Origin of the sequence: Kribbella sp. VKM Ac-2569 (assembly GCF_004216905.1) — a bacterium.
In the GTDB taxonomy this organism is placed as follows: Bacteria; Actinomycetota; Actinomycetes; order Propionibacteriales; family Kribbellaceae; genus Kribbella.
Genome location: NZ_SGXJ01000001.1, coordinates 2,548,158 through 2,564,050, shown reverse-complemented (window position 1 = coordinate 2,564,050; position 15,893 = coordinate 2,548,158). Strand labels below are relative to the sequence as shown.

Below are 15,893 nucleotides of genomic sequence, written 5' to 3'. Positions count from 1 at the left end.
CCTGACCCTCTCTTTACGGTGTGATTGGGCGATGCGTCTACGTCTCCTCGGGCTATCCCTGTGTGCCCTCGGCCTGCTCGGCCTGTCCACTGTCCCAGCCGGAGCGGCCGGCGCGGACGCAACCAGCGCCGCCGCCGACCCGGTGGTGACCAACTACGACAGTCAGGTCCGTGTCGAACGTGACGGCCTGCTCCGGGTCGCCGAGACCTGGAAGCTCAGCAACGTGACCGGGACCTTCACCCGGTTCGTCGTCACGCGGGACCACCTGCCGGACGACATCGACCACGTCCAGGAGATCGGCGACCTGCAGGTCAAGGCCGGCGGCCAGGACAAGAAGGCCGAGCTGAAGACCGAGGGCGATGTCACGTCGATCGCCGTACCGGACATCAGTGGCGCTACGACGGAGCTCAACGTCACGTACACCGTGAAGGGCGCGGTCGCGAAGACCCTGGACGGCACCGAGGTGCGGTTCGCGCCGCTGACCGGGATCAACCTCCCGATCCAGACCGCGAACATCGTCTTCAGCGTCCCCGAGGTCTCGCACGTCGCCTGCTTCGCCGGCCCGATCGACAGCAACATCCCGTGCACGCTCGCACAGATCGGCGAGACCTCCGGCCCAACCTTCCAGCAGACCGCGCTGCCCCCGGGCAACACGGTCATGATGGCGGTCGGTTTCCCGAAGGGCCAGATCGCGGACAACTCGATCATTGAGTACCGGCACACCTTCAAGCGCGCCTTCTCCACCGACGCGGCTCAGCTGATCACCGCGCTGGCAGTGCTGCTGCTCGGCGCGATCGCGCTGTTCGTGCTGTACCGGCTCCGCGGCCGGGACCAGGTCGACCCGCGGCGCGTCGTACCGGCCTCGCTGTTCAGCCTCGGCGCCGACACGCGGATCGACTTCACGCCGCCGTCCGACCTGCGGCCCGGTGAGGTCGGCACGCTGATCGACGAGCGGATCGACCCGGTCGACGTGACCGCGACGATCATCGACCTGGCCGTCCGCGGTCACCTCCAGATCGTCGAGCTCGAGCACAGCACCGAGTTCGCGCGGCCGGACTGGGAACTGCGCCGGGTCTCCAACGCACCGGCGGAGGAACTGCAGCGGTACGAGAACGTCCTGGTCCGCGCGATCTTCGGCGACGCCGACTCGGTGCTCGTCTCCGAGCTCGGCAAGCAGGTCCGGGCGAACCTCGCCCAGGTCCAGGACGCCCTGTACGACGGTGTCGTCAAGCGCGGCTGGTTCACCGAGCGCCCGGACCGCACTCGGTCGCTGTGGGCAACGATCGGCATCGTGACCACCGTGGTCGGTGTCATCGCGACCGTCCTGCTGGCGCTGCTGTCGACCTGGGGCCTCCTCGGCCTCGCGATCACGCTGGTCGGTGTCGGTCTGCTCGTGGTCGGCCGTTACATGCCGGCCAAGGCCCCGGCCGCCGGCCGCGTGCTCGGCCAGGTCGCGGCGATCCGCGGTGAGCTGCTGGAGATGGACGTCAGCGAGCTGCCGACCGATCAGCACGCCGAGCTCTGCTCCCGCGCTCTGCCGTACGCCGTCGTACTGGGCGGCTCGGAGCGCTGGATCGACGCACTGGTCGCGACCGACTCCACGCCGGACGAAGCGGACGACGGCTTCACCTGGTACCGCGGCCCGAGCGGCTGGCACCTGCAATACCTGCCGGACTCGCTCCGCAACCTCACCACCAACCTGACGGGCGCACTCTTCGCCCGCTGAGGTCTTACAGAGCTGAGGTTTACAGAGCTGAGGTCTTACAGAACGGGGCCCGCCACGCCGCCCCGGCGTGGCGGGCCCTGTCGTCTGTTACCAGTTGTGCTGCGGGTCCGACGGCGTGGGCAACGGCGTGCCTTCGGGGTGGATCACGTAGACGAGCCCACCGGAGTGCGGCACCCACGCGTTCTCGAACGCCTCCCGGTCGTACGTCGTGCGCACCTGGTCGTTACTCGCGATCAGGTGGGACGCAGGGTCGTTGACGACCACGTTGCCGTTCTGGTCGAACCCGACGATCACCATCAGGTGCCCGTTGGTCCCGTAGCCCGCACCGGGTAGTTCGCTCTTCTTGAACGACAGCGACGCGACCAGTGGGATGCCGGCCTTGATGAACTGTTCGGCCTCGGTCAGCGACCGCAACCGCGTGACGAAGGCATCCAGCCCGCGTGTCCCGGCATACGCCGTGTTGAACGGCCAGTTGCCCGCGCCGTCGTACGCGTAGTCGAAGACGGACCGTGCCGAGTGGTCCACCTGCGGATCGGAGTAGGACGGATCCACCCACGCGGTCTCTGCCGCGGTCGGTCCGGCGCCCCAGTAGTCGAGCACCATCGCGGTCGACGTCGCCGAGCACCACGCCTCGCCGCCGCCGTCCCACTGCGGGTACTGCCCGATATGCGTCTCCTGCGAGTACGTCGGTACGTTGAGGACGATGCCCTCCGCGCCGCCGAGGGGGCTGACGGCAACCTTCTTGTCGGACGGCAGCCGGGAGGCCATCGCTCCGACGGACCGGACCACGGGCGACTGCGTCGTACCGCTCAGGCGGTACAGGGTGACCTTGAGCTGCCAGCGGTCGAGCCACTGACCTGTGGCGGACTGGAAGGTGTCGACGGCAACGGATCCGTTGGTGTCGCCCTGGCTGGGCACCGAGGTCCGGTGGATGTCGCCGGCCGCGGTGTCGTCGCCTCCGGACCACCGGCCGAGCACGTACCACTTGGTGGCGGTGCCGAGGTTCGTCGTACCTGCCATCGACACCTCGACCCAGGTGCCCGGTGGGGTGGTCGCGTTCCAGGAGGCGACCAGCTCGGTCAGCCCGAAGCCGGTGCTGACATGCGGCGAGACCCAACTGGTCTGGTCATAGGACTTGGCGGTGCCGTCGCCGAACGGGTCGACGTACGACGTGGAGCCGGTCGCCGTACCGAACGTGAGGGCGCCGTCGGTGACCGTGGTGCCGAACTGCTGTCCGGCCAGGAAGTCGGTGTTCGATGTCCACGTGCGATAGGCGATCTGCCGTGCCGGTGCGACCTTCACGGCTTCGCTCGGCAAGCTGCCGGCGCTGAGCACAACCACACCGAGAATCAGCGCGGTGACAGAACGGGCGGAAGTCATACTCAGACGGTAGACCGGGCGGCAGTCGCTGTCATCAAGACGGCGTGCCGTGGACAGAAACTTACGAGCGTTTGTCCCATTCGCTGTAGAGCATGGCGAAAACCAGTTCGTCGGTCCATTCGCCCTTGAGGTGCTCGTTCTGCACGAAGTGCGCCTCTTGCCGCAGACCGAGCCGCTCCAGCAGTTTCACCGAGCCGGTGTTGCGGTGGTCCAGCCGCGCGATGATCCGGTGCAGGCCGAGCTCCTCGAAGCCAAGCCGCAGCAGTTCGACTGTCGCCTCTGCGGCGTACCCGTGGCCGTGCGACTCCGGGTGGAAGACGTACCCGATCTCGCCGGTGCGCTGCTCGACGCTGTTCATGAACAGCGTCACCTCACCCAGGTGCTGACCGGTGTCCCGCAGGACCACCGCGACGGTGAGCGCTTGACCGTCGCTGTCCATCGGGACATCGGCCAACCGGCCGGTGAGGGCCTCCTTGACCTGCTCCGGCGTCCGCACGTCGTACAGCAGAAAACGTGTGACGTCAGGGTTCGACTGCAGTTTCAGCAGGTCGTCGTAGTCGTTCTCGACGTAGCGTCGAAGGGTCAGGCGGTCAGTCTCGATCGGCAGCGAATAGCTCACCGATCGAGACTATGCGACCGCGGCAACCAATTTAGGGCGTGTGAGCGGGAGACACACCCTAGCCGTTCGCCAGCGCCGTCAGCCGGGACATGTCGCCGTTGAAGTGACTCTGGTCGATCGGCGACGAGGTGAACTGCCAGAACGTGTAGAACGGCCAGGCGCCGGGCAGCGTCCCCACGGTGGAGGAGTAGCGCGCGACCCAGAGCGGGTTGGTCGAGTTGAACGCGGTGCTGTTACCCGTGCAGGTGCTCCACCAGTTGTAGTTGGTGTAGATCACCGCGTCGCGTCCGGTGCGGGACTTGTAGGTGTTGACGAAGTCCCGGATCCAGCTGACCATCGCGGACTGGCTCAGTCCGTAGCAGGTCGCGCCGTACGGGTTGTACTCGATGTCGAGCGCACCCGGCAGCGTCTTGCCGTCCCGGGACCAGCCGCCGCCGCTGCTGGCGAAGTAGTTCGCCTGCGTCGCGCCGCTGGAGTTGTTCGGCAGCGCGAAGTGGTACGCGCCGCGGATCATGCCGACGTTGTAGGACCCGTTGTACTGCTGGGCGAAGTACGGGTTCTTGTACGACGTGCCTTCGGTCGCCTTCACGTACGCGAACCGTTTGCCTTGACCCCACCAGTAGGCCCAGTCGACGTTGCCCTGGTGACTGGACACGTCGATGCCTTCGACGGTCGCCGTGATCCCCATGTCGGTGGGCGCGGCGGCACTGCTGCTGGTGGTGGTGTTCTGCGTCCAGCCCATGTAGGCGTCGCCGGCCTTGGTGATGCCGTGCTGGCGGGCCTGTGCGGTGGGCTGGGGGGTGGAGCTTGCTTGGGCGGAGCCGGTCGAGGCCAGGATCAGGCCAAGAGCGACGGCGGCACCCGTGAAAAGGGCGGACTTCACGGTTTCCTCCAGAGCGATGAGGGGCGGACAGAGCGCTCGGCGATGGTCTTACCCGGATCCGGCAAGAACCAACCCTTACAGCGATTTGTTCGGTGATTATTTACCGGCGTCACCTCCCGTTACCCTTGACCGGTGACACTTCGCTTGTACGACACCGCAACAGCAGCAGTGCGTGATTTCGAGCCGGTCCATCCGGGCAAGGTCGGGATCTACCACTGTGGGCTGACGGTGCAGGGTGCCCCGCATGTCGGGCACATCTACAAGGAAGTGGTCTTCGACGTCCTGCGGCGCTGGCTGGAGCGGTCCGGCTACGAGGTGACCGTGATCGCGAACGTGACCGACATCGAGGACAAGATCCTCGCGAAGTCGGCCGAGCGCGGCGTCCCGTGGTGGGCGCACGCCTACGAGTTCGAGCGCGAGCTGCACTGGGCGTACGACGTCCTCGGCTGCCGCCCGCCGACGTACGAGCCGCGCGCCACCGGGCACATCCCGGAGATGCTCGAGATGATCGCCGACCTGATCGAGCGCGGCCACGCGTACGTCGCGCCGGACGGGTCCGGCGACGTCTACTTCGATGTGAAGTCCTGGCCGGCGTACGGCGCTCTGTCGCACCAGCGGATCGACGACATGGAGGCCGCCGAGGACGCGGACCCGCGCGGCAAGCGGGACCCGCGCGACTTCGCGCTCTGGAAGGGCTGGACCGACGCCGCGCCGCGGACCGCCTCCTGGCCGGCCCCGTGGGGTCGTGGCCGCCCGGGCTGGCACATCGAGTGCTCGGCGATGGCCGGCAAGTACCTCGGCGACGAGTTCGACATCCACGGCGGCGGTCTGGACCTGCGGTTCCCGCACCACGAGAACGAGCTGGCCCAGTCGACCGCGGTCGGGCAGAAGTTCGCCCGGTTCTGGATGCACAACGCGCTCGTCACCACGGCCGGCGAGAAGATGTCGAAGTCGATGGGCAACAGCGCCGTCGTGCGGAACGTGGTCGAGCGCGTGCGCCCGATCGAGCTGCGGTACTACCTGGTGCAGTCGCACTACCGCTCGGTCGTCGAGTTCTCGTTCGAGGCGCTCGACGAGGCCGCGAAGAGCTTCCAGCGGATCGAGGGCTTCGTGACCCGGGCCGTCGAGGTGACCGGTGGCGTCGAGCCGGACGCCGAGCTGCCGGGTGACTTCGTGGCCGCGATGGACGACGACCTGGGTACGCCGGCCGCGATCGCCGTACTGCACAACACCGTGCGCGACGGCAACAAGCTGGTTGCCGACGGCGACTCGGAGGCGCTGCGCGAGGTGCTGGCGTCGGTGCGCGGGATGCTCGGCGTGCTCGGGCTGGACCCGCTCGCTGAGCCGTGGGTGTCGCGGGCCGGCGGTAGCGACGAGCTCACCGAGGTGGTCGACGGCCTCGTGAAGGCCCTGCTCGATCAGCGGCAGGCAGCACGTGCACGCAAGGATTACGCCGCCGCGGACGCTGTCCGCGACCGGTTGAAGGCGCTCGGCGTCGTCGTCGAGGACACCCCGCAGGGACCACGCTGGTCTCTCGCGACCACTACCACCGACGAAGGAAACTGACGTGCCAGGCAACAGCCAGCGTAAGGGCGCCATCCGGAAGAAGCCGCGGGGGAACCCGACGGCCGGGTCCGGCGGCCGGGTCCGCCGCGGACTCGAGGGCAAGGGGCCGACGCCGAAGGCCGTGGACCGGGTCAAGCACCCGGCGCACAAGCGGGCGAAGGCGGCCGAGCGCGCCAAGGAACGCGAGCGCCCTCGCCGCCAGGCGCGCAAGGACAACGAGTCCGCGGTCGAGTGGGTGTACGGGCGGAACCCGGTGGTCGAGGCGCTGCGGGCCGGCGTACCGGCCGCGGCGCTGCACGTTGCCGAGGGCACGGAACGGGACGCCCGGCTGCGCGAGGCGTTGCTGGTCGCCGTCGAGACCGGGGTATCGGTGCTCGAGGTGCCGCGCGCGGAGCTCGACCGGGTCACCGCGGGCGGCTCGCACCAGGGCGTCGCGCTGCAGATCCCGCCGTACGAGTACGCGCACCCGGACGACCTGCTCGACCGGGCGCACGCCGCCGGTGAGGTGCCGCTGATCGTCGCGCTCGACGGCGTGACCGATCCCCGCAACCTCGGCGCGATCACGCGATCCGCCGCGGCCTTCGGGGCGCACGGTGTCGTCGTACCGGAACGCCGTACGGCGTCGATGTCGGCCTCGGCCTGGAAGACCTCGGCCGGCGCCGCGGCCCGGATCCCGGTCGCCCGCGCGGGCAACCTCAACCGGGCCCTCAAGTCCTACAAGGAAGCCGGCCTCCTGGTCATCGGCCTCGACATGGACGGCGCCGTGGACCTCCCGTCCTTCGAAGCCGCCACCGAGCCGATCGTCCTGGTGATCGGGTCCGAGGGTAAGGGCCTGGCCCGCCTGGTCCGGGAGAACTGCGACCTGATCGTCTCGATCCCGATGACCAGCGCCACCGAGTCCCTCAACGCCGGCATCGCCGCCGGCGTCACCCTCTACGAAATCTCCCGCCGCCGCGCGAGCTGAACACGAGTGTGGGGCCGGGGAACGCTCCCCGGCCCCACAGTCATGTCTGGATCAGTAGACGCTCACGCCGTAGCGGGAGAGAACTTCGGTGACGGGCTGGAAGTAGGTGGTGCCGCCGGAGGAGCAGTTGCCGGAGCCGCCGGAGGTGAGGCCGAGGGCCACCGAGCCGGCGAACAGTGCGCCGCCGGAGTCGCCGCCTTCAGCGCACACCGTGGTGCGGATCAGGCCGGAGACGGAGCCCTCGGCGTAGTTCACCGTGGCGTTCGTCGCGGTGACGGAGCCGCTGTGCACACCGGTCGTGCTACCACTGCGCTTGACCGCCTGCCCCACCGAGGCGTTGCCGGCGGACGTGATGTCCTGCGATGAACCGTTGTAGAGGTCCACGGTCCCGGGGTGGTTCGTGTACGACGTGCTGTACTTCACGATCGCGTAGTCGTTACCCGGGAAGCTCGACCCGTACGTCGTGCCGAGCAGCGTGGTCTTGCCGGAGTTCGAGTACCAGCTGGATGCGATGTTCCCGCAGTGTCCTGCGGTCAGGAAGTAGTACGTGGTGCCGCTGCGTACGTTGAAGCCCAGCGAGCAGCGGTACTGCCCGCCGTAGATGGCGTCGCCGCCGGCGATGTACTTCGTCAGCTTGCCGGACATCTTCTCGAGCTTGATCCGGTCGCCGAACTGCTTGGTGACGCTGGTGAGTTTCGACATTTTCGCGCCGGTGACGGTTTCGTCGTAGGACACGATGATCCGGCCGTCGGGGTCGGTCTGCCACGCCGTACCCGGGATCGTCGCGTCCTTGACGAGCGTGGACGTGATCGCGGCGGCGGACAGGGTGCCCGGATTGACCGGTGCGGCCGAGGCCTGCGTTGCCAGAAGTCCGGCGGCAGCAAGCCCGGCCGCGGCCAGGAGTGCGGTGGTACGGCGGAGCGGGGACAGATTCATGGTTAAAGCCTCCTCACGATGAGGACGCCGTCGGGGCGGGGCGTCCTTGACTTAACCGTGAGCAGTCCTACCCACTCTCTCCCTGAGTATTCAGACAAATTCGGAGCGTAGGGGAAACCTCCGCTTAGTAGATGTAGACCCCGTACGCGTTGAGGGCCTCCACGACCGGCTGGAAGTAGGTCACGCCGCCCGAGGTGCAGTCGCCCGAACCACCGGAGGTCAGGCCGAACGCCCACTGCCGGTAGAACAGCGGACCGCCCGAGTCGCCCGGCTCCGCGCACACGCTGGTGCGGATCAGGTTGGCCACGCGGCCGTCACCGTAGTTCACGACCGAGTTCAGCCCGGTCACCCGGCCGCTGTGCAGGCCGCTGGTGGCGCCCGACCGGTAGACCAGCTGGTTGAGGCCCGGATTGGCCGCCCGGGTGATGTCCTGCGAGTGCCCGTTGTAGAGGTACACACTGCCGCCCGGGACCTTCAGCGGGATGTCGGTGCGGTAGACAACCAACGCGTAGTCGTTCCACGGGTAGCTGGCGTGGTGCACCGCGCCCGTGAACACCTTGTGGGCCGGGTCCTGGTACCAGCGGGCCGCGTCGACACCGCAGTGACCGGCAGTGAGGAAGTAGTACTTGCCGCGTCGCTGCACATTGAAGCCGACGCTGCACTTGTAGTCGCCGCCGTACGTCGCCATGCCGCCGCTGATGTACTTCTGCAGCTTGCCGGGCAGCTTCTCGAGCTTGACGTTCGACCCGAGCTGCTTCGTCAGTCCGGTCAGCTTGCTCAGCTTCGTACCGGTGACCGTGGGGTCGTACGACACCAGCACGGTGCCGTCCGGCTGCGTCATCCACGCCGTACCAGGAGTGTGGATCTGGTCGTTCAACGTCTTGGTGATCGCCTTGGCGGAGAGACGGGGCGGCTTCACCGGATCGGCCCCGGCCGGCACGGCGGCAGTCAGGGCGAGAGCGGCAGCCGCCACCATGGCCGCAGTTCGTCGGAGAGTTTTCATATCCATCAGCCTTCCGGGGCGTACGGCTCTGATGCGCGGTGTGGCAGCAAGAGGACGGTTTCCCCACCCTAAAGGGCCGGGCGGTTCAGTCGAGGCGCAGGGAGTGCAGCACGAACGAGGCCAGTTCGCGGTACGCCTCGGCGTCGTTCAGGCCGGTACGCCGGGCGATGTCACCGCGCTGGATCGCCTGCATGGTGTGCGCGATCATCTCGGCCGCGAACGCGATGTCGACCTGCCGGAACATCTTGTTGTTGATGCCGTCCTCGATCAGCGTCCGGACCCGTTCGGCGGCGATCCGGGTGTTCCGCTCGTACACCGACCGGGCCGGCGCGAACGTCGCCACGTCGTCGAGGAAGGTCCGGCTGGCCGGCCGCAGCGCGTCCGCGACCGCGTTCAGGTACGCCGCGATCCGCCGGTCGTGCCGGGTCTGCCGGGCCACCGCGGACTCCACCTGGGCGGTGGCGTTCTTGAAGTAGTGCTTCACAACCTCGACGGCGAGCTGCTCCTTGCTCGGCGCCAGCGCGTAGAGGGTCGTCTTGCTGCAGCGCAGCTCGGCGGCCAGGTCGTCCAGGGTGAACCGGCTGAACCCCTGCTCGAGGAACAGGGACAGGAGTCGGTCGAGCAGCTCGGACTGCCGGCGGGTCCGCCGCCCCGGAACGACTGTTGTCATATCGAGACAGCATAGAACGATACTGAGTTGCGTGCTTCAGTATCGTTACGAGTATCATTTCGTCAGCTGTTGAGAGAGGTGCCTGATGGCTGTCGATCGTCTCCTGCCTACTGACGAATCCATTGATCTGCTCGCCCTGGTCCGTGACCTGTGCGAGCACGAGCTCGCGCCCCACGCCGCACAGGCGGAGGAGAGCGAGACCTTCCCGCGGGACGCCTTCCGGACCCTCGGTAAGGCCGGTCTGCTCGGCCTGCCCTATCCGGAGCAGTACGGCGGCGCCGAGCAGCCGTACGAGGTGTACCTGCAGATGCTCGAGGAGATCGCCGCCGCCTGGATGTCGGTCGGCGTCGGCGTCTCGGTGCACACGATGACCAGCTACGCGATGGCGACGTTCGGGACCGACGATCAGCTCGACCGGCTGCTGCCGGACATGATCGGCGGCGAGCAGCTCGGTGCGTACGCGCTGTCCGAGCCGCAGGCCGGCTCCGACATCAGCTCGATGACCACGCGGGCCGTCCGGGACGGCGACTTCTATGTCCTGAACGGTACGAAGGCGTGGATCAGTCACGGTCCGCACGCCGACTTCTTCACCACCTTCGCCCGGACCTCGGACGACCCGAAGCACGGCATCTCCGCGTTCCACGTCCCGGCGTCCGTCGCGGGCCTGAGCTTCGGTGCGCCCGAGCGGAAGATGGGCCTCACCGGGTCGACGACCACGCTGGTCAACTACGACGACGTACGGGTCCCGGCCGCCAACCTGATCGGCGCCGAGGGTGACGGGATGCGGATCGCGTTGTCCGCTCTCGACTCCGGCCGGCTCGGGATCGCGGCCTGCGCGGTCGGCCTGGCGCAGGCGGCGCTCGACCTCGCCACGACGTACGCGAAGGAGCGGCAGCAGTTCGGGCAGTCGATCGCCGACTTCCAGGGCATCCAGTTCCTGCTCGCCGACATGGCCGCCGCGGTCGAGTCCGGGCGGGCGACGTACCTGCACGCCGCGCGCCGCCGCGACCTGGGCCGGACGTTCATCCGGGAGGCCGCGATCGCGAAGCTGGTCTGCACGGACGCGGCGATGAAGGTCACCACCGACGCCGTGCAGGTGCTCGGTGGGTACGGTTACACCCGGGAGTTCCCGGCCGAGCGGTACATGCGCGAGGCCAAGGTGACCCAGATCTTCGAAGGTACGAACCAGATCCAGCGGCTCGTGATCAGCCGCGACCTGCTCAGGAGTGCTCCATGATTCTTGGTCCGTCCGATGTCGCTCTGGTCACCGGTGGTGGTTCCGGGCTCGGAGAGGCGACCGTACGGCGGTTGGCCGCAGACGGACTGGGCGTCGTGATCGTCGACCTGCCGTCGTCCGCGGGCAAGGCGGTCGCGGACGAGCTGGGTGATCGGGTGGTGTTCGCGCCGACCGACGTCACCGACGAGACCGCGGTGACCGCGGCGCTCGACGCGGCGGAGGCGCTGGGCACGCTGCGGGTGGTGGTGAACTGCGCCGGCATCGCGACGCCCGGCCGGGTCGTCGGACGGAAGGGCCCGTTGCCGCTGGCAACGTTCCGGCAGGTGATCGAGATCAACCTGATCGGCACCTTCAACGTGCTCCGGCTGGCCGCCGAGCGGATGATCGCCTCCGACCCGGCCGCGGACGGCGACCGCGGCGTCGTGGTCATGACCGCATCGATCGCGGCGTACGACGGCCAGGTCGGGCAGGCGGCGTACGCGTCCAGCAAGGGCGGCATCGTCGCACTGACCCTGACCGCCGCCCGCGACCTCGCCGACAAGGGGATCCGGGTCGTCACGATCGCACCGGGCACGATGGAGACCCCGATGCTCGCCGGCCTCCCCGAGGAGACCCGCACGATCCTCGAGCAGCAGGTTCCCCACCCGTCCCGCCTCGGCGAGCCGTCCGAGTACGCCGCCCTGGTCCGCCACATCCTCGACAACCAGTTGCTGAACGGCGAGGTCATCCGCCTCGACGGCGCCCTCCGCATGCCACCTCGCTGAACAGGTCCACCTCCTTTCGGGATGGCCCGAAAGGGGGTGCGGCCGTCGTGGTTCGACCGGCACTCTCGAAGTGTTCGACCCAACCACGAAAGGTACGGATCATGAACATTCGCAGGGTTTTCTACAGTGTTCTGGCCGGCGGAGCGATCGCGGCGGGTGACCTCGCCGTACCGGCGGCCCAGGCGATCGAGGCTCCGGTGGCCGCGACGGCCACCGCGTCCTCGGAAGTTGTTGCCGCCGACAACTGGGAGTACGTCGGTGACTTCTTCTGGCAGTCGGACTGCCACGCAGCCGGTGCCGCCGGCACCAAGTGGACGAAGTACAAGTGCGTCGACGGCTCGGCCTTCCCGGGGGACGACTACGAGCTATGGGTCGTCTACAAGTAGATCGATCCTCAGAGCGCTGAGCTGACCTTGAGCCAGCAAACGCCATGTGCAGGGACGATGTGCACGCGCTCGGTGGTGGGTGTGCCGGCCCAGAGATCTTGCGCCGGAGTGGGGAGTTCCGCAGGGAGCGGAACCTCTCGAGATGTGGCCCCGGTCCAGAACAGCGCTGCGTAAGACCAGTCCTCGCCTTGGGCGGTCCAGACGATCAGCTCGCCGTCGTCCACAGGCTCGCGGATGATCTCCCGGCCGTCGTACGACGACCGCAGCACTTCGGCGAGCGCCGGATTCGCCAACAGCGCAAGGGTTTCCGGTGCGGTGGTCGGGAGGTCGCCGCCCATCATCAGCGGGGAGCGGGCCATCACCCAGAGGGTGAGCAGGGTCTTCTGTTCGTCGACGGTGAGGCGGCTGTCGCGGTCGTCGCCGCGTTCGGCGCGGATGCCGATGTGGCCGAGTGGCAGCATGTCCGCGTCCGCCCAGCCGCCGGTCTGCTGGAACGGGGCCCACCGGGCCAGCCGCGCGAACTGCGCGTGTACGTCCTCCCACCGGTCCCACAGGTCGTCGGAGATCCGCCACAGCTGCGCATTGGCGCGCAGATGCTCGACATGATGCGTCGACAACCGCGTCCCGGGCGACAAGGACAGCACGATGTCCCGCCCGCTCCGCGCGATCGCCTGCGCGTACGCCGCGATCTCGCGATCGTGGTACGGCGCGAGCATGTCGTCCGCCTTCACGAAGTCCACACCCCACTCGGCGAACTGCGCGACCTGGGCGTCGTAGTACGCCTGCGCGCCGGGATGGTCGTGGTTCAGTCCGAGGTTGTCCGGGTTCCACGCGCAGACGTGATCGGGGTCCGCGACCTCCCGCGCCGTCCACTGCGTCCCGTACACCGGCAGGTCGAGCTCGACCGCCCGCCGCGGGATGCCGCGCATGATGTGCAGCCCGAACTTCAGCCCGAGCTCGTGCACCTTCGCGGCCAACGGCCCGAAGCCGGCGCCGCTCGCGGCTGAGGGGAACCGAAGCGGCGCCGGCAGTTGGCGGCCGTAGTCGTCCAGAACGACCGGCGCGTTCTCGTTGTAGCCGTGCGACCGGGCGGTCGGGTCGTACCAGGCGATGTCCACGACGACCGTGTCCCACCCGAACGGCAGCAACTGGTCGTGCATCACCTGCGCGTTCGCGAGGACCTCGGCCTCGGTGACCGTCGTGCCGAAGCAGTCCCAGCTGTTCCACCCCATCGGCGGGGTCGCGGCGCTCACCATTCCGCGAAGGATCCGTCGTCGTGCCGCAGCACGGGTGACCGCCAGCGGTGCGGCTCCGCGGCTGCGGCCCGTACGACGTCCTCGTTGACCTGGATGCCCAGGCCCGGACCGGTCGGACGTTGCACATGCCCATCGGTGAACGCGAAGACGTTCGGGTCCACCAAGTAGTCGAGCAGCGCGTTGCCGCCGCCGTACTCGATGCCGAGGCTCTGCTCCTGGATCAGGAAGTTCGGGATCGCGAAGTCGAGTTGCAGGCTCGCGGCCAGTGTGATCGGGCCGAGCGGGCAGTGCGGGGCCACGCTCACGTCGTACGCCTCGGCCATGGCGGCGATCCGGCGTACTTCGGAGATGCCACCGGCGTGCGAGATGTCCGGTTGGGCGACCGCGATGCCGGTGGTGAGCACGTCGCGGAAGTCCCAGCGGGAGAACAGCCGCTCGCCGGTCGCGATCGGGATGCTGGTCGATTCGGTGATCCGGCGCAGGTCCCGAGCGAACTCGGGCAGCACCGGCTCCTCGACGAACATCGGCAGCAGCGGCTCGAGCAAGGGCAGGATCTGTCGCGTCGCCGCCGTACTGAACCGGCCGTGGAAATCAAGTGCGATGTCGATGCCGTCGCCGAGCGCGTCGCGCAGTGCCTCGACGCGGCTCACCGCGGCCCGGAGCTGAGCAGGTGACGGGATCGGCGGCAGCGCCTCGGACAGGTTGAGCTTGAGGGCTGTGAATCCCTTCTCCACCTTGGCTTTGGCCTCGTCGACGAGCTGCGCGTTGTCGCGGCCGTGCACCCAGGTGTAGACGCGCGCCCGCTCCCGGACCGGTCCTCCGAGCAGCTCGTGCACGGGAACCTCGTGGTAGCGCCCCTTGATGTCCCAGAGCGCCTGATCGATCCCGGCCAGCGCACTCGACAGCACCGGACCGCCGCGGTAGAAGCCGCCCTTCGCCATCACCTGCCAGTGCTCCTCGATCCGCAGCGGATCCGCGCCGACCAGGTACTCCATCAGGGCCGCGACCGCGCCCTGCACGGCCTCGGCACGTCCCTCGACGATCGGCTCACCCCACCCGCTGATCCCTTCGTCGGTGTCGATCCGCAGGAACTGCCACCGCGGCGCCACCAGGAACGTCTCGTATCCGACGATCTTCACACTGCCTCATTCGGTTGCCGGTCGGGAGCGGACAGGAGCGCGGCGACCAGCTGGTCGGTCTGGCGGAGCACCAGGGCGGCGGCGCCGGACGCACCGGCGCGGGCGCCGAGGTCGAGCTCGGCCGCGACGACGTCGACGTCGCGAGTGAGTGACATCGCCGTACGGCGCAGGGTGGCGCGGATCGGATCCAGGATCAGGTCGCCCGCTCGCGCGAGCTCGCCACCGACGATGATCCGCTCCGGGTTCAGCAGGTTGCAGATGTTCGCGAGCACCCGACCGGTCAGCTCACCGGCTTCACGCAGTACCTGCAGGGTTTCCGGCTGACCGTCGGCGGCGGCTGCGAGCAGTTCGTCGAGGCCGGCGTCCTCACCGAGCAGCGGTGCGAGCGCCGCGAGCACCGCCTGAACTGATGCGTACTGCACCAGGCAGCCGCGATTCCCGCACGGACAGAGCGCACCGTTCGAGTCCGCGGACAGGTGGCCGATCTCGCCGCCGCCACCGCGCGCGCCACCGTGATGAAGGTTGCCGTCGACAAGCAGTCCGGACCCGATCCCGGTCGACAACCCGAGATACAGCACGTCGCGGACGTCCCGCCCCGCGCCCCAGGTGAACTCGGCCACCGCCTCCAGCCGCGTGTTGTTCTCCACCAGCACCGGTACGTCGATACGCCGGCCGAACTCCGCCGCGACATTCACCCCGGCCCAGGCCTGCCCCGGCAGCGACGGACCGACCACACCGGTCAGCAGGTCGAGCGGACCGGGCACTCCGATCGCGACGCCGACCACGTTGTCGCGACCGCGACCGGTCTGCTCCAGCAGGCCGTCGAGCAGCTCGATCCCGGCCGCGAGCCGCTCCTGCCACGGGGTGTCCCGACCCACGCGGACGCCGTCGCTGGCCAGGGTCTCTCCGGACAGGTCGGTGAGGTGGCACCAGACGCGTTCGAGGGTGAAGTCGAGGCCGGCGGCCGCGCCGGCCGCCGGATTGGCCCGCAGGAAGCCGCGGGCCCGGCCGTCGACCTCGGACGCGTCGATCCCGGCCCGGGCGACCTGGTCGCCGACCACTTCGATCACGACGCCGCCGGTGATCAGGTCGGCCACGATCGTCGAGACCGTCGTCCGGGACACACCGCAGATCCGCGCCAGCTCCGCCCGGTGCAGCGCTCCGTGCTCCATCAGCGCGGACAGCATCCGTTCGGAGTTGGTGCGCCGCAGCGCTCGCAGAGATCCGGTGTCCTTGGCAGCCACGACGAAAAGTATTGACGAACTCCGAACCGCCGTCAACAAAACTGACAAACTGCGTTCACACTCTTGACACAAACCGCGAAGTGCTCGAACAATTCCTGCCACAGCCCGGGGACCACCCCG

At 68.5% G+C, this 15,893-nt stretch carries 15 protein-coding genes; 6 read left to right on the top strand and 9 right to left on the bottom strand.

The window, feature by feature from the left end:
• Positions 1–31: 31 nt before the first annotated feature.
• Entirely contained in the window at positions 32–1,726 is a 1,695-nt protein-coding gene (locus tag EV649_RS12140) for a DUF2207 domain-containing protein (protein ID WP_130383301.1), read from the top strand.
• A gap of 87 nt (positions 1,727–1,813) precedes the next feature.
• Here EV649_RS12140 and EV649_RS12135 read toward each other — a convergent pair whose 3' ends face one another.
• From EV649_RS12135 to EV649_RS12125, 3 genes are all read right to left on the bottom strand, one after another.
• Positions 1,814–3,106 carry a peptidase C39 family protein gene (locus tag EV649_RS12135; RefSeq protein ID WP_130383300.1) on the bottom strand — a complete coding sequence of 431 codons (1,293 nt, stop codon included), beginning with the start codon at positions 3,104–3,106 and terminating at the stop codon, positions 1,814–1,816.
• Between the two features lie 61 nt (positions 3,107–3,167).
• The gene (locus EV649_RS12130; RefSeq protein ID WP_130383299.1) at positions 3,168–3,725 is read right to left on the bottom strand and encodes a GNAT family N-acetyltransferase; all 558 of its coding nucleotides are present in this window, start codon (positions 3,723–3,725) and stop codon (positions 3,168–3,170) included.
• Between the two features lie 58 nt (positions 3,726–3,783).
• The gene (locus EV649_RS12125) at positions 3,784–4,413 is read right to left on the bottom strand and encodes a lysozyme (RefSeq protein ID WP_347233132.1); all 630 of its coding nucleotides are present in this window, start codon (positions 4,411–4,413) and stop codon (positions 3,784–3,786) included.
• A 327-nt stretch (positions 4,414–4,740) separates the two neighbouring features.
• Between EV649_RS12125 and cysS the strand changes: the two genes are divergently transcribed.
• Both cysS and rlmB read left to right on the top strand, forming a co-directional pair.
• A complete protein-coding gene (cysS, locus tag EV649_RS12120; RefSeq protein WP_130383298.1) occupies positions 4,741–6,174 on the top strand; it encodes a cysteine--tRNA ligase in 1,434 nt (477 codons plus the stop codon).
• A 1-nt stretch (position 6,175) separates the two neighbouring features.
• Positions 6,176–7,138: a 23S rRNA (guanosine(2251)-2'-O)-methyltransferase RlmB gene (rlmB, locus tag EV649_RS12115; RefSeq protein WP_130383297.1), complete on the top strand. Its 963-nt coding sequence runs from the start codon at positions 6,176–6,178 to the stop codon at positions 7,136–7,138.
• A gap of 51 nt (positions 7,139–7,189) precedes the next feature.
• Here rlmB and EV649_RS12110 read toward each other — a convergent pair whose 3' ends face one another.
• From EV649_RS12110 to EV649_RS12100, 3 genes are all read right to left on the bottom strand, one after another.
• Entirely contained in the window at positions 7,190–8,074 is an 885-nt protein-coding gene (locus EV649_RS12110; RefSeq protein WP_130383296.1) for a S1 family peptidase, read from the bottom strand.
• A gap of 124 nt (positions 8,075–8,198) precedes the next feature.
• On the bottom strand, positions 8,199–9,077 hold the full coding sequence (locus EV649_RS12105) for a S1 family peptidase (RefSeq protein ID WP_241997998.1): 879 nt from the start codon (positions 9,075–9,077) through the stop codon (positions 8,199–8,201).
• An 85-nt stretch (positions 9,078–9,162) separates the two neighbouring features.
• Positions 9,163–9,747: a TetR/AcrR family transcriptional regulator gene (locus tag EV649_RS12100; RefSeq protein ID WP_130383294.1), complete on the bottom strand. Its 585-nt coding sequence runs from the start codon at positions 9,745–9,747 to the stop codon at positions 9,163–9,165.
• 85 nt (positions 9,748–9,832) lie between these two features.
• On the opposite strand from EV649_RS12100, the gene EV649_RS12095 reads away from it, so the two are divergent.
• From EV649_RS12095 to EV649_RS12085, 3 genes are all read left to right on the top strand, one after another.
• On the top strand, positions 9,833–10,984 hold the full coding sequence (locus EV649_RS12095) for an acyl-CoA dehydrogenase family protein (RefSeq protein WP_130383293.1): 1,152 nt from the start codon (positions 9,833–9,835) through the stop codon (positions 10,982–10,984).
• A complete protein-coding gene (locus EV649_RS12090) occupies positions 10,981–11,748 on the top strand; it encodes a 3-hydroxyacyl-CoA dehydrogenase (RefSeq protein WP_130383292.1) in 768 nt (255 codons plus the stop codon). Before EV649_RS12095 ends, EV649_RS12090 begins: the two co-directional genes overlap by 4 nt.
• Before the next feature lie 101 nt (positions 11,749–11,849).
• On the top strand, positions 11,850–12,134 hold the full coding sequence (locus EV649_RS12085; protein ID WP_130383291.1) for a hypothetical protein: 285 nt from the start codon (positions 11,850–11,852) through the stop codon (positions 12,132–12,134).
• Positions 12,135–12,142: 8 nt separating this feature from the next.
• Here the strand turns inward: EV649_RS12085 and EV649_RS12080 are convergent, their stop codons facing one another.
• Genes EV649_RS12080 through EV649_RS12070 form a run of 3 tightly spaced genes read right to left on the bottom strand, consistent with a single transcriptional unit; the run spans position 12,143 to position 15,773 of the window.
• Entirely contained in the window at positions 12,143–13,390 is a 1,248-nt protein-coding gene (locus EV649_RS12080) for a glycoside hydrolase family 27 protein (protein WP_198682411.1), read from the bottom strand.
• Entirely contained in the window at positions 13,384–14,529 is a 1,146-nt protein-coding gene (gene dgoD / locus EV649_RS12075; protein ID WP_130383290.1) for a galactonate dehydratase, read from the bottom strand. The genes EV649_RS12080 and dgoD overlap by 7 nt, the downstream gene beginning before the upstream one ends.
• Positions 14,526–15,773: an ROK family transcriptional regulator gene (locus tag EV649_RS12070; RefSeq protein WP_130383289.1), complete on the bottom strand. Its 1,248-nt coding sequence runs from the start codon at positions 15,771–15,773 to the stop codon at positions 14,526–14,528. Before EV649_RS12070 ends, dgoD begins: the two co-directional genes overlap by 4 nt.
• Positions 15,774–15,893: the final 120 nt, after the last annotated feature.